At 58.8% G+C, this 21,366-nt stretch carries 21 protein-coding genes; 10 read left to right on the top strand and 11 right to left on the bottom strand.

Annotated elements, in window-relative coordinates:
- Positions 1-49: 49 nt before the first annotated feature.
- The 10 genes from ACI2KB_RS03500 to phhA form a co-directional block, all read right to left on the bottom strand.
- Complete coding sequence (locus ACI2KB_RS03500; RefSeq protein ID WP_404631398.1) at positions 50-187, bottom strand: hypothetical protein; 138 nt, start codon at positions 185-187, stop codon at positions 50-52.
- 145 nt (positions 188-332) lie between these two features.
- Entirely contained in the window at positions 333-1,097 is a 765-nt protein-coding gene (locus tag ACI2KB_RS03495; RefSeq protein ID WP_404631396.1) for an SDR family oxidoreductase, read from the bottom strand.
- A gap of 1 nt (position 1,098) precedes the next feature.
- The gene (locus tag ACI2KB_RS03490) at positions 1,099-1,872 is read right to left on the bottom strand and encodes an SDR family NAD(P)-dependent oxidoreductase (RefSeq protein WP_404631394.1); all 774 of its coding nucleotides are present in this window, start codon (positions 1,870-1,872) and stop codon (positions 1,099-1,101) included.
- An 11-nt stretch (positions 1,873-1,883) separates the two neighbouring features.
- Positions 1,884-3,032, bottom strand: a complete 1,149-nt coding sequence (locus ACI2KB_RS03485; RefSeq protein WP_404631392.1) for an NADH:flavin oxidoreductase — start codon at positions 3,030-3,032, stop codon at positions 1,884-1,886.
- Positions 3,029-4,219, bottom strand: a complete 1,191-nt coding sequence (locus ACI2KB_RS03480) for an AfsA-related hotdog domain-containing protein (protein ID WP_404631390.1) — start codon at positions 4,217-4,219, stop codon at positions 3,029-3,031. Before ACI2KB_RS03480 ends, ACI2KB_RS03485 begins: the two co-directional genes overlap by 4 nt.
- A gap of 39 nt (positions 4,220-4,258) precedes the next feature.
- Positions 4,259-4,783, bottom strand: a complete 525-nt coding sequence (locus ACI2KB_RS03475) for a DUF2867 domain-containing protein (RefSeq protein ID WP_404631388.1) — start codon at positions 4,781-4,783, stop codon at positions 4,259-4,261.
- Positions 4,780-5,373: an NAD(P)H-dependent oxidoreductase gene (locus ACI2KB_RS03470; protein WP_404631386.1), complete on the bottom strand. Its 594-nt coding sequence runs from the start codon at positions 5,371-5,373 to the stop codon at positions 4,780-4,782. Before ACI2KB_RS03470 ends, ACI2KB_RS03475 begins: the two co-directional genes overlap by 4 nt.
- Positions 5,374-5,576: 203 nt before the next feature.
- Positions 5,577-6,773, bottom strand: a complete 1,197-nt coding sequence (locus tag ACI2KB_RS03465; RefSeq protein ID WP_404631384.1) for an amino acid aminotransferase — start codon at positions 6,771-6,773, stop codon at positions 5,577-5,579.
- A complete protein-coding gene (locus ACI2KB_RS03460) occupies positions 6,774-7,130 on the bottom strand; it encodes a 4a-hydroxytetrahydrobiopterin dehydratase (protein ID WP_404631382.1) in 357 nt (118 codons plus the stop codon).
- A 15-nt stretch (positions 7,131-7,145) separates the two neighbouring features.
- Positions 7,146-7,949, bottom strand: coding sequence for a phenylalanine 4-monooxygenase (gene phhA / locus ACI2KB_RS03455; RefSeq protein WP_404631380.1), 804 nt, complete (start codon positions 7,947-7,949; stop codon positions 7,146-7,148).
- Positions 7,950-8,226: 277 nt separating this feature from the next.
- On the opposite strand from phhA, the gene ACI2KB_RS03450 reads away from it, so the two are divergent.
- Positions 8,227-9,783: a sigma-54-dependent transcriptional regulator gene (locus ACI2KB_RS03450; RefSeq protein WP_404631378.1), complete on the top strand. Its 1,557-nt coding sequence runs from the start codon at positions 8,227-8,229 to the stop codon at positions 9,781-9,783.
- A 126-nt stretch (positions 9,784-9,909) separates the two neighbouring features.
- On the opposite strand, the gene ACI2KB_RS03445 is transcribed toward ACI2KB_RS03450, so the two are convergent.
- Positions 9,910-10,176 (bottom strand): DUF2790 domain-containing protein, encoded by a 267-nt coding sequence (locus tag ACI2KB_RS03445; RefSeq protein WP_404631376.1) that lies wholly within the window; start codon positions 10,174-10,176, stop codon positions 9,910-9,912.
- Positions 10,177-10,627: 451 nt separating this feature from the next.
- Here ACI2KB_RS03445 and acs point away from each other — a divergent pair, with 451 nt between their 5' ends.
- The 9 genes from acs to aruF all read left to right on the top strand — a co-directional run bounded on the left by acs (position 10,628) and on the right by aruF (position 21,304).
- Positions 10,628-12,583 carry an acetate--CoA ligase gene (gene acs / locus ACI2KB_RS03440; protein ID WP_404631374.1) on the top strand — a complete coding sequence of 652 codons (1,956 nt, stop codon included), beginning with the start codon at positions 10,628-10,630 and terminating at the stop codon, positions 12,581-12,583.
- 684 nt (positions 12,584-13,267) lie between these two features.
- Positions 13,268-14,044 carry an ABC transporter substrate-binding protein gene (locus tag ACI2KB_RS03435; RefSeq protein ID WP_404631372.1) on the top strand — a complete coding sequence of 259 codons (777 nt, stop codon included), beginning with the start codon at positions 13,268-13,270 and terminating at the stop codon, positions 14,042-14,044.
- 90 nt (positions 14,045-14,134) lie between these two features.
- Positions 14,135-14,824 (top strand): ABC transporter permease, encoded by a 690-nt coding sequence (locus ACI2KB_RS03430; RefSeq protein ID WP_404631370.1) that lies wholly within the window; start codon positions 14,135-14,137, stop codon positions 14,822-14,824.
- Positions 14,821-15,519 (top strand): ABC transporter permease, encoded by a 699-nt coding sequence (locus ACI2KB_RS03425; protein WP_404631368.1) that lies wholly within the window; start codon positions 14,821-14,823, stop codon positions 15,517-15,519. Before ACI2KB_RS03430 ends, ACI2KB_RS03425 begins: the two co-directional genes overlap by 4 nt.
- Before the next feature lies 1 nt (position 15,520).
- Positions 15,521-16,633 carry a succinylglutamate desuccinylase/aspartoacylase family protein gene (locus ACI2KB_RS03420; RefSeq protein ID WP_404631366.1) on the top strand — a complete coding sequence of 371 codons (1,113 nt, stop codon included), beginning with the start codon at positions 15,521-15,523 and terminating at the stop codon, positions 16,631-16,633.
- A gap of 21 nt (positions 16,634-16,654) precedes the next feature.
- Positions 16,655-17,419 (top strand): ABC transporter ATP-binding protein, encoded by a 765-nt coding sequence (locus ACI2KB_RS03415; protein ID WP_404631364.1) that lies wholly within the window; start codon positions 16,655-16,657, stop codon positions 17,417-17,419.
- Positions 17,420-17,569: 150 nt separating this feature from the next.
- A complete protein-coding gene (argR, locus tag ACI2KB_RS03410; RefSeq protein WP_404631362.1) occupies positions 17,570-18,553 on the top strand; it encodes a transcriptional regulator ArgR in 984 nt (327 codons plus the stop codon).
- Between the two features lie 322 nt (positions 18,554-18,875).
- Positions 18,876-20,096, top strand: coding sequence for an aspartate aminotransferase family protein (locus ACI2KB_RS03405; RefSeq protein WP_404631360.1), 1,221 nt, complete (start codon positions 18,876-18,878; stop codon positions 20,094-20,096).
- A 176-nt stretch (positions 20,097-20,272) separates the two neighbouring features.
- Positions 20,273-21,304: an arginine/ornithine succinyltransferase subunit alpha gene (gene aruF, locus ACI2KB_RS03400; RefSeq protein ID WP_404631358.1), complete on the top strand. Its 1,032-nt coding sequence runs from the start codon at positions 20,273-20,275 to the stop codon at positions 21,302-21,304.
- Positions 21,305-21,366 lie beyond the last annotated feature (62 nt).

Below are 21,366 nucleotides of genomic sequence, written 5' to 3'. Positions count from 1 at the left end.
GGAAGTACGCCTCAAAGACGCTCTTGCATAGGGGCTGAACATTCATCCCTCAGCCGTGGCTTTGGGCTTTCTTACTGTCATCTTCTTTCGCACCGGCTTTCATCTCGATCGGCTGACCGAGTTCCTGACGGGCTGCTGCGCTTTGCTGGGTTTGGCTTGGGAAGGGGAAGTTTGGGATTTCGTGCATCGTCTGTCGCTCCTCACAAGTGGCTTCGTTCAATCCGCAGTTAGGCGTTGTACACCGGTTTGCGGACCTCCCTGAGCTGCCGATCAGGCAGCGCGTCCATAAAACGCAAAGGGAGCATACCCCACATCACATGACGGTCCGACGATTAATGATGGCCGTTGGTCATGTAGTGGCCATCGAATCTCGCAACCTCGCGAATATCCTGAAAAATACCTGACGTCAGATGGTGCTCGAAGCCCTGTCGATACAACGTCCAGAGCTGCTCGGCGCGCACTGCGGGGGATGTGACGTACGCTGCATTACGCGCGCGTTCACGCAATGCGGCAAAATCCGCAAGGCCGTCGACATGCTCGCCCGCCAAGGCATCGCGCAACAGCCGGGTGTGCAGATTGCACAGACCGACAACGGCAAAAAACGTGTCGGGATGTTCCAGCGCATAGACCCCGGCCAGCGCATTGAGGGCGGCCTTGGAAACGGCATAACTCAAGGCTCCGGCGCGCAGACGCACGCCTGCTATGGACGCCGACAGCACGCAGTGCCCGATGGCGTACGCCCTCAACAGCACATCGAGCAGCGCCTTGTTGGCCACCAGATTCAGGTTCAACACGTCAACGAAATCGCTTAGCGAAACGTCAGTCGCCGGACGTGGTGAAGGTCCGAAGCGTCCAGCATTGAGGAACACCAGATCGAAATGCACGATCCCCCAACCGGCCAGCATGCGGCTCGCTCGGGCTTCAAGAGAAACAAGGTCGCTCAGGTCCAGCGGCGCCCAATGGAACCGCTCATGTGGCAAGAGTGAATCAGGCGGTGTGCGCGAGCAGCCGAACACTGTCAGGCCTTCATCCAGCAGTTTTTGCGCCATGGCCTTGCCAAAACCCTGACTGACCCCGGTCACGAATGCCGTCTGCATTTCAGAATTTTCCGCTGGCATAACCACCGTCCACTGACAGGATCGTTCCCGTGACGTAAGACGCCTGATCGCTGAGCAGCCACAGGACCGCGTTGGCGACCTCGTCCTGAGTGCCGAAGCGTTTCATGGACGTGACGCCGATCTTGCGTCGAGTGTTTTCAGGCGCAGCCTCCAGCCGTTGCGGCGTGTTCATGCCCCCCAGAATCGGGCCGGGCGCAATGGCGTTGACCCGAATGCAACCGCCGTCCTCGAACTGTGCGTTTTCGATGGACGCCACCTGCGTCATCGTGTTGATAGCCTGTTTGCTGACGCTGTAGGCCATTTGCCCGGCCAGGGGCAAGACGCCCGCGCAGGAGGAGGTGTTGACGATGGCGCCGTATCTGCCTTGAGCTTGCATAATACGCAGTTCGTGTTTCATGCATTCGTAGGTGCCGGTGATGTTGATTCCGATCACGCTGTTCCAGTCCGTGCTGCAGGAGTCGACGACAGGGGCGTATTGCGCAGTGATCCCGGCGTTGTTGAACGCACAGTCCAGTCGGTCATAGTCGCTGCGTATCGTCTGAAAGGCTCGCTCGACCTGATCGGTGTCAGCCACGTCGCACGTCAGCGAACGACACTTGTCGCCCAGCCGCTCAGCCACTTCCCGGCCTCTGGACTCGCCGCGTCCAAGCACGATCAATTCAGCCCCGGCTTCGATCAACCGTTCGCTGACGCGCAGCCCGATGCCGTGGGTGCCGCCTGTGATCAGGCACACTTTTCCTGTGAAGTCATACATCGAGAAATCCCTTAATTGAAGGTGGGGCGTGGGTAGTTCGGGTTCACGCAGCAGAACACCCGGCTCATGCGTGGATCGCTTTTGTCACTGAAACACCGGCCGTCCCACAGGCAGCGGTCGACATCCCGGGCGCGCCCTTGCAGTGTCTTGTTGATCAACTGGTTATCGGCGAACAATGCCCGCGACATGCCCACCCAGTCGCAGACCTCGTCGCCCAGCAGGCGTTCTGCCTTGTCGAGGCCGTCGATAAATCCGGCAAAACCCACGGGTACGTTGGCGCTGCCTTTGATGACCTTCACGCCGGTATGCAGGTAGTTGTCCATTTCCCGGGAAGGGGTGAACAGCCGATGGAAGCTCGCCCCCACAGACATTGAGCATTCCAGCGCACAAATGCCGCTTTGATTGAGCGCTTGCACGGTCTCTTCCAGTTCCGTGAACTGCAAGCCCTCATCACCGAGCAGGTCATCGATGCCCAATCGGACCGTCACGATCAACCCATTGTCGGTACGTGCGCGGATGGCCCGGATAACCTCCAATAACAGGCGTGCACGGTTCTCTTCGCTGCCACCATAGGCATCGGTTCGCTGATTGAAGCGGGGCGAGAGAAAGCTGCTCAGCAGATAACCGTTCGCCGCCTGCAATTGCACGACCCTGGCACCGCTTTGCCATGCTCGCCAGGCAGCCGACGCGAATTCGTCGATCACCTGCGCGATGTGCTCCGGTGTCATGGCCTGTACGCGATAACCGGGCGACTGCCGTGCCGCCCTTGAACAACCGATGCCGCTGGGTGTCAGCAACGGTGCACCTGAAGGCAGCGGTGCGCCTTGGCCGCCATAGTGTTGCAACTGCACGGCAACTGGCACACCGGCTGCTGAGGCCATGCGTTGTACGGCGCGCATCGACTGCCGCTGCGCGTCATTGAACAGTGCCAGGCCTCGGCTGTGCAGGCGTGATCCTGCACTGACGGTGGCGTTGCCAAGAAAGGCCATCGCGCAGCCTCCCTCGATGACACCTTTATAAAAAGCGGTCATCTGGGGAGTGGCGCAGCCATTTTCGTCCGCCAGATCGACCCCCATCGAGGTGAAAGCCAGGCGGTTTTTCAGCACCAGGTCATCGCTCAATCGCAGTGGCCGAGTGGACAGTGGATAACGCCGGTTCACGCTTGCGCCTCCACCCATGTTTCGGCGGGAGGGGCGTCGCTGTGGGCGAAATAGCTGAACTGCTTGAGCACTTCGCGCCAGTTGAAACGCTGCCTGCTGTCGAGCGAGGCCAATTGCAAGTGCAGGGTCGATCCGTGGGCGTCCTCGCGGTCCTGAATGGACGCGACAGGCAGGGTGATCAAGCCGTCGTTTTCCAGATACAGATAGACATGTCCCGCGTCCTCCTGCCACGCATCGCCGGTTTGTGGCGTGTAGCGTACTTGCAGGCCGTTCATCGACAACAGTGCAATCTCTCCGGTCAGGTGCCGACCGCAGGTCAGGCGAATCATGGCTTCCCTGCGGATACCCTTGAGAGGGCGGAACCAGTGCGTTGGATCGATGCTGATGTTTCGCATGCGTTTGAACACCGGCATCTTGATCACTTCGCCCAGCAAGTGGATCTCGGCGACTTTGTGCCCGTTCTGGAAAAACTCCCCGCGCTTGTCCATCTTGCGCGGTTTTTTTTCCATGGGGGCGTCGTAATCCGACACCATGACGCTGACCGGGTAGGACGATTCGGTGTAGCGAGGGGACCGCGAATCCAGATCGAGGATTGAAATCGACACTTCGCCGCGCTTGAAGTCGCTGTGTGCGTAGAACTCGGCGTACATCGCCTGACGCGCCACCTCGATCAGCATCAACCCCGGCACATGTTCGTGGTGCTTGCGGTAGAAGAAGTAATTCGAGGTGTCGTTGTACATCGTGTAGCAAACCGGGCTGTTGGCGGGGTAGCCGGGCAGGCGTTTGAAGCATTCGTGCAGGCGCTGTCGAGCGGGGATGTCCAGTGGTGACCGGGTATTCGAGCACTGAGCGCTCAACAGTGCCTCAAGATGTTCGGGTAACCACTGGCTGCTCAGTACCCGTCCTTCCTCGGAGGGTTCGTAATACTCGCCCAGCGAGTCCAGGCCGTTTTGATCGAGTTGTGTCCTGTGAATGACACCCGGCAGCGAGCGCAGAATGAGCCGTTCACCGTCGACACGATAAGCCTCGTGCAAGGCATTCAAGACTTCAGGATCGCTTTCCGCCTGTTGCAAGACGTCAAGGGGCAGCCAGGCGGCGAGCAAATGGCGAGGGTCATAAATGAGCACATCGTCGTCGTGTGATTTATGCACGATGTGTTTGTCGAGTTTCCGTAGGGTGTCGATCATGTTCGTCCTTGTTTAAAGCGTATTGCGGGAAGTGCAGAGTCAGATCAGGGTGTTGAGCATGCTGTTGACGATGCGCCGATGAACGGGCGAAATAGCACGGGTGTAGAACTTTCCTGTTGCGCTGCGAGGGGTCACGAGCGTGCTCAAATAAATAACATGTGTGCGCGCGCGGCGTTCCATGTTGATGGAAAGCGAGACATGAAAATGAGGGTCGTTGTGAACGAGTAACAGTTCGTCTTGCTCACAGCGTACGACCTCAAAAAAGTCCAGCGGATCGCCGGGGCTTAGTTGCGTTGAAAAGGATTCTTTTTTCTGATTGAAACCCCGTGTTGCCCCCATGTTCAGCGGTTTTACAAGCGTGTCGCGCCACCGCAGCAGTCTATGGATCCAGGCCGGTGTTCGATGGGTCATTTTCCGGTAGATCGCAATCGCCGGATCATCCGATGAATAATAAAAGTGGCGTGTAAAACAATCCGAATAATAAGCGGCGTCAAAGTGTTCCGTCAGTGAACAGGACGCAGGTGGACGCACCCGACGGCCCGCGGAGGTGGCTGAACGCATCATGAAACGAGGGCAACGTTCATGACCTCGGCGGTCAGCAGCAGCTTCTCGTAGACAACACTGGCGGGCTCGCAAACGCCTGTAACGTGGGCCAGCATGGCTTGCGCGGAAGCCTCGATCTGCTCGTCGCTGGCAAACACTGATTCGTAGAAAATGAACGGCGGCACCATGCGTGCCTTTATGTAGTTCGCGGTTTGCTGGAAGGGACGCAGCAACTCGTCGAGGGTGAAATGATTGAACCCGGTGGCGCGATAACCGTCTTCCGGGGCACCAACGGAAATGCACAACATCAACTCTTTTCCTTTTAACTTGTCACCGTTTCGGGCGTAGGCGAAACCCGGCGTGAAGACATCGTCTATCCACTTTTTAAGCAGCGCAGGGCAGGAGTACCAGAACAACGGGAACTGCAAGATGATGCGGTCTGCCTGAATAAGATCAGCCTGTTCTTGATCCAGATCAAACTGATAGTCAGGGTACAGTGTGATCAAGTCCTTTACTTGAATGTCAGGGGCCTGTTGAAGTGCTTTCATCCAGCGGGCGTTAACGCGTGAGTGTTCAATGTGGGGGTGTGCGACGATTGCCAGAGTTTTCATAAGGCCTCTCTAGTTGGTTGGGGGGGAAGTAGAGGGCCTTAGTTTGAGTAAGTTGAGTTTTTCTGGCAACGGAAAAGTGCGTGGGAAAGTGTTGACTTGATGCGCACGTTGCTTCTGACGTAATGCGTCTTTAATTAAAACTCATGTTTAATATCAGGAGAGGCCCGCTTACGATCGTTGCGATGTAAGCGGGCCCAGGGCGATCAGTCTTGGCAGACGGCTGCAAAGGCCGCTGCCAGCGCATCCAGCCGTGTGGCGTCAATGCCTGCGACGTTGGCGCGGCCGGCTGCGACCATGTACACGCTGTGCTCGTTGCGCAAACGAGCCACCTGATCGTCGCTCATGCCGGTGTACGAGAACATGCCGCGTTGCACGCCGATGTGAGCGAAGCGCTCACCCAAGCCTAAAGGCGTCAGCGCTTCGACCAGGCCCAGACGCAGTTGCGCGATACGGCTGCGCATTTCTTCCACTTCGTCGGCCCAGAGTGCTTTGAGTTCGGGATCTCCCAGAATCTCTGCCACGACCGCCGCGCCATGATCCGGCGGGTTGGACCACAGATTGCGGGCAGTGGCCGAAAGCTGGCTGCGCACGTCGGCCAGTTTCTCGCTGTTGTCGGCACACACCAGCAGCGCGCCTGTGCGCTCGCGGTACAGGCCGAAGTTCTTGGAGCAGGAGCTGGTGATCAGCAGCTCAGGGAGTTCGGCGGCAAACAGGCGAACAGCCCACGCGTCTTCTTCCAGACCGTCACCAAAGCCTTGATACGCGAAGTCGATCAGCGGCAGCAGGTTGCGACGTTTGACGATTTTCAGCACCTCATGCCAGTCGTCGTGGCTGAGGTCGAAGCCGGTCGGGTTGTGGCAGCAGGCGTGCAGCAGCACCACGTCGCCTTCCGGCACGGTGTTCAGGGTTTCCAGCATGGCCGGAACGTTCAGTTTGTTATTACGGCCCACGTAGGGGTAGTGGCTGACCTTCAGGCCCGCTGCGGCATAGATGGTTTCGTGGATCGGCCAGGTCGGGTCGCTCAGCCAGATGCCTTTGCCGGGCAGGCAGTTGGCGATGAAGTCGGCGGACAGTCGCAGTGCGCCTGTGCCACCGGGCGTTTGCGTGGCGCCGACGCGCTTTTGCTGGATCAGAGACGAATCGGCGCCCATGACCAGTTCACAGATCAGCGTACCGAAACGCGGCTCGCCATGACCGCCGATGTAGGTCTTGGTCGGTTGCGAGTCCACCAGACGCTGTTCGGCCAGTTTGACCGCACGGGGAATGGTGGTCAGGCCTTGGGCGTCCTTGTAGACACCCACGCCCAGGTCGAACTTGTTCGGGTTCGGGTCTTTGGCGTAGGCCTGGATCAAGCCCAGGATCGGATCATCCGGCACACGCTGAATCTGTGAAAAATGCATTTACTTACGGCCCTCGGCGCTCTTGGCCACCTCGTCGGTGCGGGCAGCCATGATGAAATCGTTGCGGTGCAGCCCTTTGATGGAATGGCTCCACCAGGTCACGGTCACTTTTCCCCATTCGGTCAGCAGACCGGGGTGATGACCTTCGGACTCGGCAATTTCGCCGACCGCGTTGGTAAACGCCAGCGCAAATTTGAAATTCTTGAACAGCCAGACCTTTTCCAGTTGCATCACGCCATCACGGACTTCGATGTTCCAGTCCGGAATCTGGCGCAACAGTTCAGGCAATTCGGCTTCGCTGACCTGCGGGGCATCGGCGCGGCAGGCTTCGCAGTGGTTTTGGCTCAGGGATGTCATGAAGAGGGTCCTTGTTCAGGCGGCAGTTGTTTTGGGTGTCGGGTTCTTCGGCGCGAAGCGTGGCGCATGCAGGCCTGCCTGCATGGCCGTCTGGACCATGCCCATGATGTCCTCGTGGGCGAGGTCGAACAGGCGCTTGAGGTTCGGCAGCACAAAGTAAAGCGGTTGCAGGATGTCGATTCGATAGGGCGTGCGCATGGCTTCAATGGGGTCGAATGCCTGGTGCGTCGGTTCCGTGGACAGGCTGTACACCGTTTCCTTGGGCGAGGACAGAATGCCTCCGCCATAAATCTTGCGACCTTGAGGGGTGTCCACCAGACCAAACTCGATGGTCATCCAGTACAGACGGGCAAGATACACCCGCTGCTCTTTGCTGGCTGCCAGACCGAGCTTGCCGTAGGTGTGGGTAAATTCAGCAAACCAGGGGTTGGTCAGCAGCGGGCAGTGTCCGAAAACTTCATGGAAGATGTCGGGCTCTTGCAAATAATCCAGTTCTTCTTCGGTACGGATGAACGTAGCCACGGGAAATCGTTTGCTGGCCAACAGTTCGAAAAAGGTCTGGAAGGGAATGAGAGCGGGGACCCGTGCAACTTGCCAACCCGTGGTGGCGTCAAGCACGCGGTTGATTTCGCCCAATTGCGGGATTCGGTCATGGGGCAGTTTCAGGTGTTCGATGCCGTCGAGGTATTCTTGACAGGCGCGTCCCTCGACCACTTTCATCTGTCGAGTGATCAGAGTGTTCCAGACCCGATGCTCGGCGTCGGGGTAGTCGATAAAGCCGCTGACGTCCGGTTCGCGGGCGACATACTGCGTGCTCATGCTGCTCTCCTGAATGGCTTTTTGTTATCTGGAGCGAAACGGGTTCATGGCCCGCCTGTGGGTATAGATAACGGTTTTGCAGCCGCTTGCAGTGAGGTGAAATCGATCCGGTTCTAGGATTTGCGCGTGATGCTGTAAAGAATTCCTGACGATTTTTACGACGCCCTCACAAATATGCCGTTTGAGCGGGATATGTGCCGTTGCGCTGTAACGTATTCTTGACGATAAACTTCACGGTCCTACAAAAACTCAGCCTGTTCAGAAGAGTCGACCTGCCATGCGCATCAAAGTGCACTGTCAAAACCGCGTCGGGATCCTGCGCGACATCCTCGATCTGCTCGTCTCTTATGGCGTCAACGTCTCGGGAGGGGAGGTGGGAGGCGAGCGGGGCGATGCGATTTACCTGCGTTGCCCAAACCTGATCAACCTGCAATTTCAGGCACTGGTGCCGAAGTTCGAAACGATTCCCGGCGTCTTCGGTGTCAAGCGCGTAGGACTGATTCCCAGCGAACGTCGGCATCTGGAACTGAATGCGTTGCTGGGAGCGCTGGAGTTTCCAGTCCTGTCCATCGACATGGGCGGCTCGATCGTCGCGGCCAACCGAGCGGCGGCGCAGTTGCTCGGCGTGCGGGTCGATGAAGTGCCGGGCATTCCGCTGTCCCGTTACACCGAGGACTTCGACCTGCCGCAACTGGTGCGCGCCAACCGCTCTCGCATCAACGGGCTGCGGGTGACAGTGAAAGGCGATATTTTTCTCGCGGACATCGCGCCCTTGCAGTCCGAGCACGAAGACAGTGAAGCCATGGCCGGCGCGGTGTTGACGCTGCATCGGGCGGATCGCGTCGGCGAGCACATTTACAATGTGCGCAAACAGGAGTTGCGCGGCTTCGACAGCATTTTCCAAAGTTCGAAAGTCATGGCAGCGGTGGTGCGAGAAGCGCGGCGCATGGCCCCTCTGGATGCGCCGCTATTAATAGAAGGCGAGACCGGGACCGGCAAAGAGTTGCTGGCGCGGGCCTGCCACTTGGCGAGCCCTCGCGGCCAGTCGCCGATGATGGCGCTCAATTGCGCGGGATTGTCCGAGTCCATGGCCGAGACTGAGTTGTTCGGTTACGGGCCGGGGGCGTTCGAAGGCGCTCGTGCCGAAGGCAAGCTCGGGCTGTTGGAGTTGACGGCGGGCGGTACGCTGTTTCTGGATGGTGTAGCGGAAATCAGCCCACGGTTGCAGGCGAAACTGTTGCGTTATTTGCAAGACGGTTGCTTCCGGCGCGTCGGGAGTGATGAAGAGGTGTACCTGGACGTGCGAGTGATCTGCGCGACGCAGGTTGACCTGTCCGAACTGTGTGCACGCGGTGAGTTTCGCCGGGATCTCTATCATCGACTGAACGTGCTGTCGCTGCACATTCCGCCGCTGCGTGACTGCCTCGACGGCCTTGAAACGCTGGTTCAGCACTTTCTCGACCAGGCGAGTCGGCAGATTGGCTGCCCACTTCCCCGAATCGCCCCCGCTGCCATGGTGCGGCTGAATCAATACCATTGGCCGGGTAATATCCGGCAATTGGAAAACGTATTGTTTCAAGCGGTATCGCTGTGTGAGGGCGGGCAGGTCAATGCCGAGCATATTCGTTTGCCCGATTATGGCGTGCGTCAACCCTTGGGTGAGTTTGCTCTGGACGGAGGGCTGGAAGAAATAGTCGGGCGTTTTGAGAAATCGGTATTGGAACACCTGTATCGGGAATATCCGAGCAGTCGCTTATTGGGAAAACGTTTAGGTGTTTCGCATACGACGATTGCCAATAAGTTAAAAAGTTACGGCGTCGGTCACGATAGTTGAAATGACGTAGATCAAATTGTAGGAGTGAGCGTGCTCGCGATAGCGATCGGTCAATCAATAAAAGTGTTCTGATGGACCGCTATCGCGAGCACGCTCACTCCTACAGGGCGGAGCGTTGCCTATCAATCAGCCGTTGCTGCAGCCGTTGCCCATCACCATGTATTCCATGACATGGCGCTGGCCTTGGGAGTCTTCGTAGGTCATGTGTTGCGGCACGACGGCGCAGACATTAGGCGTTTCGTCCACCGAGATGACCTTGGCGATGTCCAGTTTGGTCGTGTAAGTGTAGTGCTCGATGCGTTGCTGTTGGGCCGCTACTTTCGCACCCGATTCTTCTGCCATTGCCATGGCGCTGAAACCACAAAGAGCCATTACAACCACTGCAGCTTTCATTACATGTTTCCTCTAAGTTGCTTCGTCAACTCGGTCGAACAGGTATTCCGTTCGGCAGGGTGCGCAAAACCCTTGTGGGGCTTTGTGTGAAGCCAGTCATTACTGGGTTAAGTTACTCGATCGACAAGCCAGTGTGTGGGGGCTTTAAGTTGTCAATCATTTGCCGTGTTGGCGGAATGAATTCTATGCCTCTGCACTAAGGTTATATAGAAACTATTTTGATAAAGACTGTTGAGCGTTTCGGTAACAATCGTCGAATTGGGCGTTTGAGCGCTCGGCGGTCTCGTTCTTTGGTCGTAGTCCGCACATGAAGATTCGCCAGAAAATGGGCCTGTCGGAGCGTTTCGGCGTTATGCTGAAGGCCGGTAAGACCATCGTCGAATGGCTTTCTGAGCCATCGGCGGATACAAGTGGTCCATACAAAAACAACATTTCCACCGAGGTAAGAAAGATGAGTGCGGCTTCCCTGTACCCCGTTCGCCCTGAAGTGGCAGCAAACACGCTGACTGACGAGGCGACTTACAAGGCCATGTACCAGCAGTCGGTGGTCAACCCCGATGGTTTCTGGCGCGAGCAGGCCAAGCGCCTGGACTGGATCAAGCCTTTCACCCACGTCAAACAGACCTCCTTCGACGATCATCGCGTCGACATCAAGTGGTTCGCCGACGGCACCTTGAACGTTTCCTACAACTGCCTGGACCGCCATCTGGCTGAACGTGGCGATCAGGTCGCAATCATCTGGGAAGGCGACGATCCTTCCGAAAGCCGCAACATCACCTACCGCGAACTGCACGAAGAAGTCTGCAAGTTCGCCAACGCGCTGCGCGGTCAGGACGTGCACCGGGGTGATGTGGTGACCATTTACATGCCGATGATTCCGGAAGCTGTGGTGGCGATGCTGGCTTGTGCCCGTATCGGCGCGATTCACTCCGTGGTGTTCGGCGGCTTCTCGCCGGAGGCGCTGGCCGGTCGCATCATCGACTGCAAATCGAAAGTGGTGATCACCGCTGACGAAGGCCTGCGGGGTGGCAAGAAAACAGCCCTGAAAGCCAACGTCGACCGTGCCCTGACCAACCCCGAAACCAACAGTGTGCAGAAGGTCATCGTGTGCAAACGCACGGGTGGCGACATTGAGTGGAACCGCCATCGCGACATCTGGTATCACGCGCTGCTGGAAGTGGCATCGAGCACCTGTGCCCCGAAAGAAATGGGTGCCGAAGAGTCGCTGTTCATCCTTTATACCTCCGGCTCCACCGGCAAACCGAAAGGCGTGCTGCACACCACCGCAGGCTACCTGCTATATGCCGCTCTGACCCATGAGCGCGTGTTCGACTACAAACCGGGTGAAATCTACTGGTGCACCGCTGACGTGGGTTGGGTCACTGGTCATAGCTATATCGTCTACGGCCCGCTGGCCAATGGCGCGACTACGTTGCTGTTCGAAGGTATTCCGAACTACCCGGACATCACCCGCATGTCGAAGATCATCGACAAGCACAAGGTCAACATCCTCTACACCGCGCCGACCGCGATCCGCGCGATGATGGCCGAAGGCACCAAAGCAGTCGAAGGCGCCGACGGTTCGAGCCTGCGCCTGCTGGGTTCGGTGGGCGAGCCGATCAATCCGGAAGCCTGGAACTGGTACTACAACACCGTTGGCAAACAGAATTGCCCGATTGTCGATACCTGGTGGCAGACCGAAACCGGCGGCATTCTGATCAGCCCGCTGCCGGGTGCAACGGCTCTGAAGCCGGGTTCAGCAACCCGTCCATTCTTCGGTGTGATTCCGGCGCTGGTGGACAACCTTGGCAACCTGATCGAAGGTGCGGCGGAAGGCAATCTGGTGATCCTCGATTCGTGGCCGGGCCAGTCCCGCAGCCTGTACGGCGATCACGATCGCTTCGTCGATACCTACTTCAAGACCTTCCGTGGCATGTACTTCACGGGTGATGGTGCGCGTCGTGATGAAGACGGCTACTACTGGATCACTGGCCGCGTAGATGACGTGCTCAACGTGTCCGGCCACCGCATGGGCACCGCCGAGATCGAAAGTGCGATGGTGGCTCACCCGAAAGTCGCTGAAGCTGCGGTTGTCGGTGTGCCGCACGACCTGAAAGGACAGGGCATTTATGTCTACGTCACCCTGAACGGTGGCGAGGTGCCGGACGAAGCGTTGCGTATCGAACTGCGCAATTGGGTGCGCAAGGAGATCGGTCCGATCGCTTCGCCGGACGTCATCCAATGGGCGCCTGGCCTGCCGAAAACCCGCTCCGGCAAGATCATGCGCCGCATCCTGCGCAAGATCGCTACCGGCGAGTATGACGCACTGGGCGACATCTCGACGCTGGCCGACCCGAGTGTCGTGGCGCATCTGGTCGAGACCCACAAGACCATGACGGCGGCCTGATAGCCACCCTGTGATAAACAACGCCCCGTCCGGTGAAAGCCAGGCGGGGCGTTTTTTATGGTTGGTTGGGCCTATTAGGCGGTGTTGCATTCAGGTTGGGGCTGCCCCAACGTATTCGCCAGCAAGCCGGCTCCCACAGGTTCGGTGTCGAACGTAGGGCTTGGACCCTGCGCGATCATTGTGGGAGCCGCCTCTGGTGGCGAAGGCCATTTACCAGCCAACACAGAATCCCCCACGGGCTGAAGTTTGAAAGATATATATCGATTTGTTACCTAGCGAGTGCGCCCTGTAACCGGTTGCGCCGGTATGGGGCGAAACACCCCGTAACCGTCGCATTCGATCGCCTGAATCTACCTCCCGACATGCTGGGCTTGCCGGATTAGAAGGCTTTGCCAATAATGGGCGCGTTATTTGCTTCGTTGATGGGTTTGCTGCTAATTGCCCGTGCATGAAATGCTTGGGCTGTCAATCAGTCTGATCGACTTTCTCGGCGCTTCTGTAACTAGTTGTCGCATTGAAGAAATATCGACTTACAGCCTGCCGCTAAAATGCCGATCACTCGCCGAAGGCCCGCCGAGCCTTGAGACTCGATGGCGCCTCGCGTCGCAATTTCAAAGCATCCTTCTGCCCATTGAGCGTTTCGCTCACTGCCACTTGTTGCGTTAGACCGATGGAGTTCCAAGAATGAAAAAGCTCATGCTGCTGGGCGCACTGGCGCTGTCCGTATTGGCACAGCCTGTGTTCGCTGATGAAAGGCCTCTCAAAATCGGTATCGAAGCGGCGTACCCTCCATTCGCTTCGAAAGCGCCGGATGGCAGCATCGTCGGCTTCGACTACGACATTGGCAACGCCTTGTGCGAAGAGATGAAGGTCAAGTGCGTATGGGTCGAGCAGGAATTCGACGGCCTGATCCCGGCGCTGAAAGTGCGCAAGATCGACGCGATCCTGTCCTCGATGTCCATCACTGAAGACCGCAAGAAATCCGTCGACTTCACCAACAAGTATTACAACACCCCGGCCCGTCTGGTCATGAAGCAGGGCACGGTCGTCAGCGAAGGCCTGAGCGAACTGAAAGGCAAGAACATCGGCGTGCAACGTGGCTCGATCCACGAGCGTTTCGCCAAGGAAGTCCTGGCTCCGTTGGGCGCTGAAATCAAGCCTTACAGCTCGCAGAACGAAATCTATCTGGACATCGGCGCCGGTCGTCTGGATGGCACCGTGGCCGACGCCACTTTGTTGCAAGACGGCTTCCTGAACACTGACGCTGGCAAAGGCTACGCGTTCGTTGGTCCGGCGTTCACCGACGTCAACTATTTTGGCGACGGCGTTGGCATCGCGGTACGCAAAGGCGACAAGGCTGACCTGGACAAGCTCAACGCAGCCATTGCGGCCATCCGCGAAAACGGCAAATACAAAGCGATTCAAGACAAGTACTTCAACTTCGACATCTACGGCAAGTAAGTCGAATTCCGAACGCAATGGCGCAGTCAGCGGATCTTCGATCCTTCTGATTGCGCCATTTTTCTATCCCGCGCTCGAGGGCCACACTACATGTTGAAAGGCTACGGAGCCGTCATCCTCGACGGTGCATGGCTGACCCTGCAGCTCGCCCTGTGCTCCATGGCACTGGCCATCGTGCTCGGGCTGATCGGCGTGTCGCTGCGTCTGTCCCCGGTGCGCTGGCTGGCCTGGCTGGGCGATGTGTACTCCACGGTCATTCGTGGCATTCCTGATCTGGTGCTGATCCTGCTGATTTTCTACGGTGGTCAGGACCTGCTCAACCGCGTTGCGCCGCTGCTCGGGCACGACGACTATATCGACCTGAACCCCCTGATGGCCGGTATCGGCACGCTGGGATTCATTTTCGGGGCCTATCTTTCCGAGACGTTTCGTGGCGCCTTCATGGCCATTCCCAAAGGCCAGGCCGAAGCGGGCATGGCGTATGGCATGAGCAGAATGCGTGTGTTTTTCCGCATCATGGTGCCGCAGATGATCCGTCTGGCGATTCCCGGCTTCACCAACAACTGGCTGGTGCTGACCAAGGCCACTGCGTTGATTTCCGTGGTCGGTCTGCAAGACATGATGTTCAAGGCCAAGCAGGCCGCTGATGCGACCCGTGAGCCTTTCACCTTCTTCCTCGCCGTCGCGGCCATGTATCTGGTGATCACCAGTGTCTCGCTGCTGGTGCTGCGGCATATCGAAAAACGCTACTCGGCAGGCGTAAGGGCGGCAGACCTATGATCTTCGATTACCACGTCGTCTGGGACAACCTGCCGCTGTACTTCAGCGGCGTACTGATTACCCTCAAGCTGCTCGCGCTGTCGCTGTTCTTCGGACTGTTGACGGCCTTGCCGCTGGCCCTGATGCGCGTCTCGAAAGTCGCCTGGGTCAACCTGCTGGCCTGGAGCTACACCTACGTGATTCGCGGCACGCCGATGCTGGTGCAGTTGTTCCTGATCTACTACGGCCTGGCCCAGTTCGAAGCGGTGCGCGAGAGCATTTTCTGGCCGTGGCTGTCCAGCGCGACCTTCTGCGCCTGCCTGGCCTTCGCCATCAACACCAGCGCCTACACCGCGGAAATCATCGCGGGCAGCCTCAAATCCACGCCACCGGGCGAGATCGAAGCGGCGCGGGCGATGGGCATGTCCAAGGCCAAGATGTACCGTCGCATTCTGCTGCCGTCCGCGTTGCGCCGTGCACTGCCGCAGTACAGCAACGAAGTGATCATGATGCTGCAGACCACCAGTCTGGCGTCCATCGTCACCTTGATGGACATCACCGGTGCGGCGCGTGATGTCAACGCCCGGTTGTATCTGCCGTTCGAGGCGTACATCACGGCGGGCGTGTTCTACCTGTGCCTGACCTTCATTCTGGTGAAACTGTTCAAGCTGGCCGAGCGCCGCTGGCTCGGTTACCTCGCACCGAGGAAGCACTGATATGCAACGCATCGATCACGACTTGCCATGGGGCAATCTTGGCACGCAGCGCACGCTGAGCGTGTTCTGCTTCGGTCAGGGCGAGCGCAAGGCTTACATTCAGGCCAGCCTGCACGCCGATGAACTGCCGGGCATGCGTACGGCCTGGGAATTGAAAAAGCGGCTGACGCAACTCGAAACCCAAGGCTTGCTCAAGGGCGTTATCGAACTGGTGCCCGTCGCTAACCCGATTGGCCTGGGGCAATTGCTGCAAGGCAATCATCAGGGGCGTTTCGAATACGGCAGCGGCAAGAACTTCAACCGCGATTTCACCGAGTTGAGCGAGCCTGTGGCCGAGCGATTGATGGGCAAACTGGGCGATGATCCTCACGCCAATGTGAAGCTGATCCGCCAGGCCATGGCTGATGTGCTCGACCAATTGCCGCCTGCGGGCAGCGAGCTGGCGGGTATGCAGCGGGTGCTGTTGCGCCATGCCTGCAACGCCGACATTGTGCTCGACCTGCATTGCGACACCGATGCCTCGCTGCACATGTATGCCTTGCCGCAGCACTGGCCGCAATGGCGTTCACTGTCGGCGCATCTGGGCGTCAGCGTCGGGTTGCTGGCCGAAGATTCGGGCGGCAGCTCGTTCGACGAAGCCTGTTCGTTGCCCTGGTTGCGCCTGAGCAAGCAGTTCCCCGAAGCGCAAATTCCATTGGCGTGCATGTCGACCACGCTCGAACTCGGCGGACAGTCCAACACCGGCAAGGCCGAAGCCGAGGCGTATGCCGAAGGCATTCTGGCGTTCCTCGCCGAGCAGGGGTTGATTGGCGGCGAGTGGCCGCAAGCGACTCATGACGCGTGCGAAGGCATGCCCTTCGAAGGCACCGAAATGATCTACGCGCCGCACCCCGGCGTGCTGACCTTCCTGCGCCCGGCGGGTGCCTGGGTCGAGCCGGGCGAGCCGCTGTTCGAAGTGATTGATCCGCTGACCGACCGCGTCACCACGGTCTGCACCGCAACGGCTGGCGTATTGTTCGCCATCGAAAAACTGCGTTACGCCCAACCGGGTTTCTGGATGGCCAAGGTGGCGGGACGTACCCCGCTGCGCAGCGGCCGCCTGCTCAGCGACTGATTACCTGTGAGAACCGAGAACATGAACAAACTGGAAATCCAGGACCTGCATAAATGCTACGGCAGTCACGAAGTGCTCAAAGGCGTTTCGCTGACCGCCAAAGCAGGTGACGTGATCAGCATCATCGGCTCCAGCGGCTCGGGAAAAAGTACCTTTCTGCGCTGCATCAATCTGCTGGAGCAGCCCAAATCCGGTCGCATCCTGCTCAACAACGAAGAGTTGAAGCTGGTGGCGAGCAAGGACGGCGGCTTGAAGGCTGCCGATCCGAAACAACTGCAGCGCATGCGTTCGCGCCTGTCGATGGTGTTTCAGCATTTCAACCTGTGGTCACACATGACGGCGCTGGAAAACATTATCGAGGCGCCCGTTCACGTCCTCGGCGTGCCCAAAAAGGAAGCGCTGGAAAAGGCCGAACACTACCTGAACAAGGTGGGCGTGGCTCATCGCAAGGACGCCTACCCGGGTCATATGTCCGGGGGTGAACAGCAGCGTGTGGCGATCGCTCGCGCGCTGGCGATGGAGCCGGAAGTCATGCTGTTCGACGAGCCGACCTCGGCGCTGGACCCTGAATTGGTTGGCGATGTACTCAAGGTCATGCAGGCACTGGCTCAGGAAGGTCGCACCATGGTGGTGGTGACCCACGAGATGGGCTTTGCTCGCGAAGTCTCCAATCAGTTGATTTTCCTGCACAAAGGCTTGGTCGAAGAAAGCGGCGATCCCCGCGAAGTGTTGCTCAATCCGAAGTCGGAACGTTTGCAGCAGTTCCTCTCCGGCAGCTTGAAGTAGCGAAACGCGCCGTCCCGGACGGTGCGTTTTGCGTCAGAACAGTTCATGCTGCGCGTCACCTTGACCGCTGGCATGAACTGATAGCAACGGGTTCACTTCACACGCGCGGGCGTGTGACCCCTAACAGCGACACGTTTCGGATTGCACGCCATGACTGCCCATCGAATCGGATTTCTCATCTGGCCCGGCACCAAAGCCCTGACTCTGGCGCTGGCGGAGGAAGCCTTGCGTGTCGCTCAGCGCGTTCATCCCGAAGTCGCGTATGAGCTGACCTTCATGCACGCCGAGCCGGCGGAATCGAATGGCGGCTGGCAATTGCCGGGCGAGTCGTGGGTGGGGCGTCTGGAAGGGTGTCAGAAAGTGTTCCTGTTGGCCGACGAGCCTCCTGCGCCCATGGCGTCGGCACTCGCTGGCGCGCTGAAACAACTGGTGCGCGCGGGTTGTGTGATTGGTGGCTTGTCAGCGGGGGTTTACCCGCTGGCGCAACTGGGGCTGTTGGACGGTTACCGCGCAGCTGTGCACTGGCGCTGGCAAGATGATTTCGCCGAGCGCTTTCCGAAAGTGATCGCCACCAGCCATTTGTTCGACTGGGACCGGGATCGTCTGACGGCCTGCGGCGGCATGTCGGTGCTGGACCTGTTGCTGGCCGTACTGGCTCGGGATCATGGCGCTGAATTAGCCGGAGCGGTTTCCGAGGAGCTGGTGGTTGAGCGCATCCGTGAAGGGGGCGAGCGTCAGCGCATTCCATTGCAGAACCGTCTGGGGTCGAGCCATCCGAAACTGACCCAGGCTGTGCTGTTGATGGAAGCCAACATTGAAGAGCCATTGACGACCGACGAAATCGCCCAGCATGTGTGCGTGTCCCGTCGTCAACTGGAGCGCATCTTCAAGCAGTATCTCAATCGTGTACCGAGCCAGTATTACCTGGAGCTGCGTCTGAACAAGGCGCGGCAGATGCTGATGCAAACCAGCAAGTCGATCATTCAGATCGGCCTGTCCTGTGGCTTCTCCTCTGGCCCGCATTTCTCCAGTGCCTATCGCAATTTCTTTGGTGCCACCCCCCGCGAAGACCGCAACCAGCGACGCAGCAGCAGTCCGTTCGAGTTGTCGTCGGTTCCCGCCGAGCGCGGTTGACACCGACGGCGATTTGCCGAATTGATTGCTGCCGGTGGCAACGGTCGCTGCTTCTGGCCGAAGGCCGTGCAAGCCGCCTCCCACAGGTTATTGCGCGTGCGTTGCGATCAAATCAAATCGACAGACCGCTGCTACAACGGCGCGCCAACGTTTAAACTGCGCCTTTCCGACGCTATTTGTCGCATTGCCGAAAGCCTCGGAAAAAGCCGGTTTTGCGCTATAAGAAGTTGTCGCTTGGCGGCAAGGCCGGGCTGAAATCAGTCCTTACAATCCTTCCATCGCTCGCCAGTCCCAGGCAGGCGTTCCTCTTCAGGAGACTCCGATGTCCGTTGAGCAAGTACCGGTGCAACGTGCCGATTTCGACCAGGTGATGGTCCCCAACTACGCCCCCGCAGCGTTCATTCCCGTGCGCGGCCAGGGTTCCCGCGTCTGGGATCAGTCGGGCCGTGAGCTGGTGGATTTCTCCGGTGGCATCGCGGTCAACGTACTGGGCCACGCCCATCCGGCGTTGGTCGGTGCACTGACCGAACAGGCCAACAAGCTGTGGCATGTCTCCAACGTCTTCACCAACGAACCGGCACTGCGCCTGGCCAGGAAACTGGTCGACGCCACGTTCGCTGATCGCGTGTTCTTCTGTAACTCCGGCGCCGAAGCCAACGAAGCGGCCTTCAAACTGGCCCGTCGTGTGGCCCATGACCTGTACGGCACCGAGAAGTACGAAATCATTGCTGCACTGAACAGCTTCCACGGTCGCACCCTGTTCACCGTGAGCGTCGGTGGCCAGCCGAAATACTCCGACGGTTTCGGCCCGAAAATCACCGGCATCACCCACGTCCCGTACAACGACCTGGCTGCACTGAAAGCGGCCGTCAGCGACAAGACCTGCGCCGTTGTACTGGAGCCGATTCAAGGCGAAGGCGGCGTGTTGCCTGCCGAACTGGAATACCTGCAAGGCGCGCGCAAACTGTGCGACGAACACAATGCGCTGCTGATTTTCGACGAAGTGCAGAGCGGCATGGGGCGCAGTGGCCATCTGTTCGCCTATCAACATTACGGCGTGACCCCGGACATCCTTTCCAGCGCGAAGAGCATCGGCGGCGGTTTCCCGATGGCGGCCATGCTGACTACTGACAAGCTGGCCAAGCACCTGTCGGTCGGCGTGCACGGCACCACGTACGGCGGCAATCCGCTGGCCTGCGCGGTGGGCGAGGCGGTGATCGACGTGATCAACACCCCTGAAGTGCTCAAGGGCGTCAAGGCCAAGCATGACCTGTTCAAGACGCGGCTTGAGAAGATCGGCCAGCAATACGGCGTGTTCAGCGAAGTGCGCGGTATGGGCCTGTTGATCGGTTGTGTGCTGACTGACGCCTGGAAAGGCAAAGCCAAGGACTTCTTCAACGCGGCCGAGCATGAAGGCGTGATGATTCTGCAAGCCGGTCCTGACGTGGTGCGTTTCGCGCCGAGTCTGGTGATCGAAGATGCCGATATCAACGAAGGTCTGGACCGTTTCGAGCGTGCTGTCGCCAAGCTGGCTGCGGCCTAACAGCGTCTGCATTCCATGTGGGAGCCGGCTTGCTGGCGAAAGCGGTGTGTCAGTAGACATCAATGTGTCTGGGTTGACGCCTTCGCCAGCAAGCCGGCTCCCACGGATCGCGCAAGTCTCACATTTTGTTTTCTCTCGCCGGGTAACCGGCCTGATTTTTTCCAAGGAGTGACACCATGCTGGTAATGCGCCCTGCGCAAATGGCGGATCTGAGCGAGGTCCAGCGACTCGCTGCGGACAGCCCGATTGGTGTCACGTCTCTGCCGGATGACGCTGGCCGTCTGGGTGACAAGATCGCCGCGTCCGAGGCGTCGTTTGCCGCCGAGGTCAGCTTCAACGGCGAGGAAACCTATTTTTTCGTGCTGGAAGACACCGAGTCCGGTCGGCTGGTGGGCTGTTCGGGGATCGTCGCCTCGGCGGGGTATTCAGAGCCGTTCTACAGCTTTCGCAACGAGACTTTCGTTCACGCCTCCCGCGAACTGAAGATTCACAACAAGATTCACGTTCTGTCCCAGTGCCACGACCTGACCGGCAACAGCCTGTTGACCAGTTTCTACGTGCTGCCCGAACTGGTCGGTACGTTATGGTCTGAACTCAACTCACGCGCCCGACTGCTGTTCGTCGCCGCGCACCCCGAGCGCTTCGCCGATTCGGTGGTGACCGAAATCGTCGGTTATAGCGACGAAAACGGCGACTCACCGTTCTGGGACGCCATCGGCCGTAACTTTTTCGACCTCAACTACGCCGAAGCCGAGCGTCTGTGTGGCCTGAAAAGCCGGACGTTCCTCGCAGAACTGATGCCGCATTACCCGATCTACGTGCCGTTGCTGCCGGACGAGGCCCAAGAGGCCATGGGCCAGGTGCATCCGCGTGCGCAGATCACCTTCGACATCCTGATGCGCGAAGGCTTTGAAACCGACCATTACATCGACATCTTCGACGGTGGTCCGACCCTGCATGCGCGGGTGTCCGGCATTCGCTCGATTGCCCAGAGCCGCGTGGTGCCAGTGAAAGTCGACCCGGTGGACAGCGGCGACGCCGTCAAGGGCGGGCGTCCGTATCTGGTCGCCAACAGCCAGTTGCAGGATTACCGCGCGGTGATGCTGGAACTCGACTGGGTGCCCGGCAAGCCGGTGACCCTGAGCGTGGCAGCCGCCGAAGCCCTGGGTGTCGGCGAGGGCGCCAGCGTGCGCATCGTCGCGGTCTGACGGTTTTGTTTATCGGTTGAGTCATCGGTGGCCGCAACGTACTGCGAAGTACTGCAAAAAAA

Source organism: Pseudomonas sp. NPDC088444 (genome assembly GCF_044900175.1).
GTDB lineage: Bacteria > Pseudomonadota > Gammaproteobacteria > Pseudomonadales > Pseudomonadaceae > Aquipseudomonas.
Note: the sequence above shows the minus strand (reverse complement) of the source record. Positions and strands in the feature narration are given on the sequence as shown.

Excerpts from the sequence above, each read along its gene's own strand:
- ACI2KB_RS03500 (WP_404631398.1), bottom strand. The coding sequence starts at position 187 with ATGCACGAAATCCCAAACTTCCCCTTCCCAAGCCAAACCCAGCAAAGC.
- ACI2KB_RS03495 (WP_404631396.1), bottom strand. The coding sequence starts at position 1,097 with ATGCAGACGGCATTCGTGACCGGGGTCAGTCAGGGTTTTGGCAAGGCC.
- ACI2KB_RS03490 (WP_404631394.1), bottom strand. The coding sequence starts at position 1,872 with ATGTATGACTTCACAGGAAAAGTGTGCCTGATCACAGGCGGCACCCAC.
- ACI2KB_RS03480 (WP_404631390.1), bottom strand. The coding sequence starts at position 4,219 with ATGATCGACACCCTACGGAAACTCGACAAACACATCGTGCATAAATCA.
- ACI2KB_RS03475 (WP_404631388.1), bottom strand. The coding sequence starts at position 4,783 with ATGATGCGTTCAGCCACCTCCGCGGGCCGTCGGGTGCGTCCACCTGCG.
- ACI2KB_RS03470 (WP_404631386.1), bottom strand. The coding sequence starts at position 5,373 with ATGAAAACTCTGGCAATCGTCGCACACCCCCACATTGAACACTCACGC.
- ACI2KB_RS03465 (WP_404631384.1), bottom strand. The coding sequence starts at position 6,773 with ATGCATTTTTCACAGATTCAGCGTGTGCCGGATGATCCGATCCTGGGC.
- ACI2KB_RS03460 (WP_404631382.1), bottom strand. The coding sequence starts at position 7,130 with ATGACATCCCTGAGCCAAAACCACTGCGAAGCCTGCCGCGCCGATGCC.
- phhA (WP_404631380.1), bottom strand. The coding sequence starts at position 7,949 with ATGAGCACGCAGTATGTCGCCCGCGAACCGGACGTCAGCGGCTTTATC.
- ACI2KB_RS03450 (WP_404631378.1), top strand. The coding sequence starts at position 8,227 with ATGCGCATCAAAGTGCACTGTCAAAACCGCGTCGGGATCCTGCGCGAC.
- ACI2KB_RS03445 (WP_404631376.1), bottom strand. The coding sequence starts at position 10,176 with ATGAAAGCTGCAGTGGTTGTAATGGCTCTTTGTGGTTTCAGCGCCATG.
- acs (WP_404631374.1), top strand. The coding sequence starts at position 10,628 with ATGAGTGCGGCTTCCCTGTACCCCGTTCGCCCTGAAGTGGCAGCAAAC.
- ACI2KB_RS03435 (WP_404631372.1), top strand. The coding sequence starts at position 13,268 with ATGAAAAAGCTCATGCTGCTGGGCGCACTGGCGCTGTCCGTATTGGCA.
- ACI2KB_RS03430 (WP_404631370.1), top strand. The coding sequence starts at position 14,135 with ATGTTGAAAGGCTACGGAGCCGTCATCCTCGACGGTGCATGGCTGACC.
- ACI2KB_RS03425 (WP_404631368.1), top strand. The coding sequence starts at position 14,821 with ATGATCTTCGATTACCACGTCGTCTGGGACAACCTGCCGCTGTACTTC.
- ACI2KB_RS03420 (WP_404631366.1), top strand. The coding sequence starts at position 15,521 with ATGCAACGCATCGATCACGACTTGCCATGGGGCAATCTTGGCACGCAG.
- ACI2KB_RS03415 (WP_404631364.1), top strand. The coding sequence starts at position 16,655 with ATGAACAAACTGGAAATCCAGGACCTGCATAAATGCTACGGCAGTCAC.
- argR (WP_404631362.1), top strand. The coding sequence starts at position 17,570 with ATGACTGCCCATCGAATCGGATTTCTCATCTGGCCCGGCACCAAAGCC.
- ACI2KB_RS03405 (WP_404631360.1), top strand. The coding sequence starts at position 18,876 with ATGTCCGTTGAGCAAGTACCGGTGCAACGTGCCGATTTCGACCAGGTG.
- aruF (WP_404631358.1), top strand. The coding sequence starts at position 20,273 with ATGCTGGTAATGCGCCCTGCGCAAATGGCGGATCTGAGCGAGGTCCAG.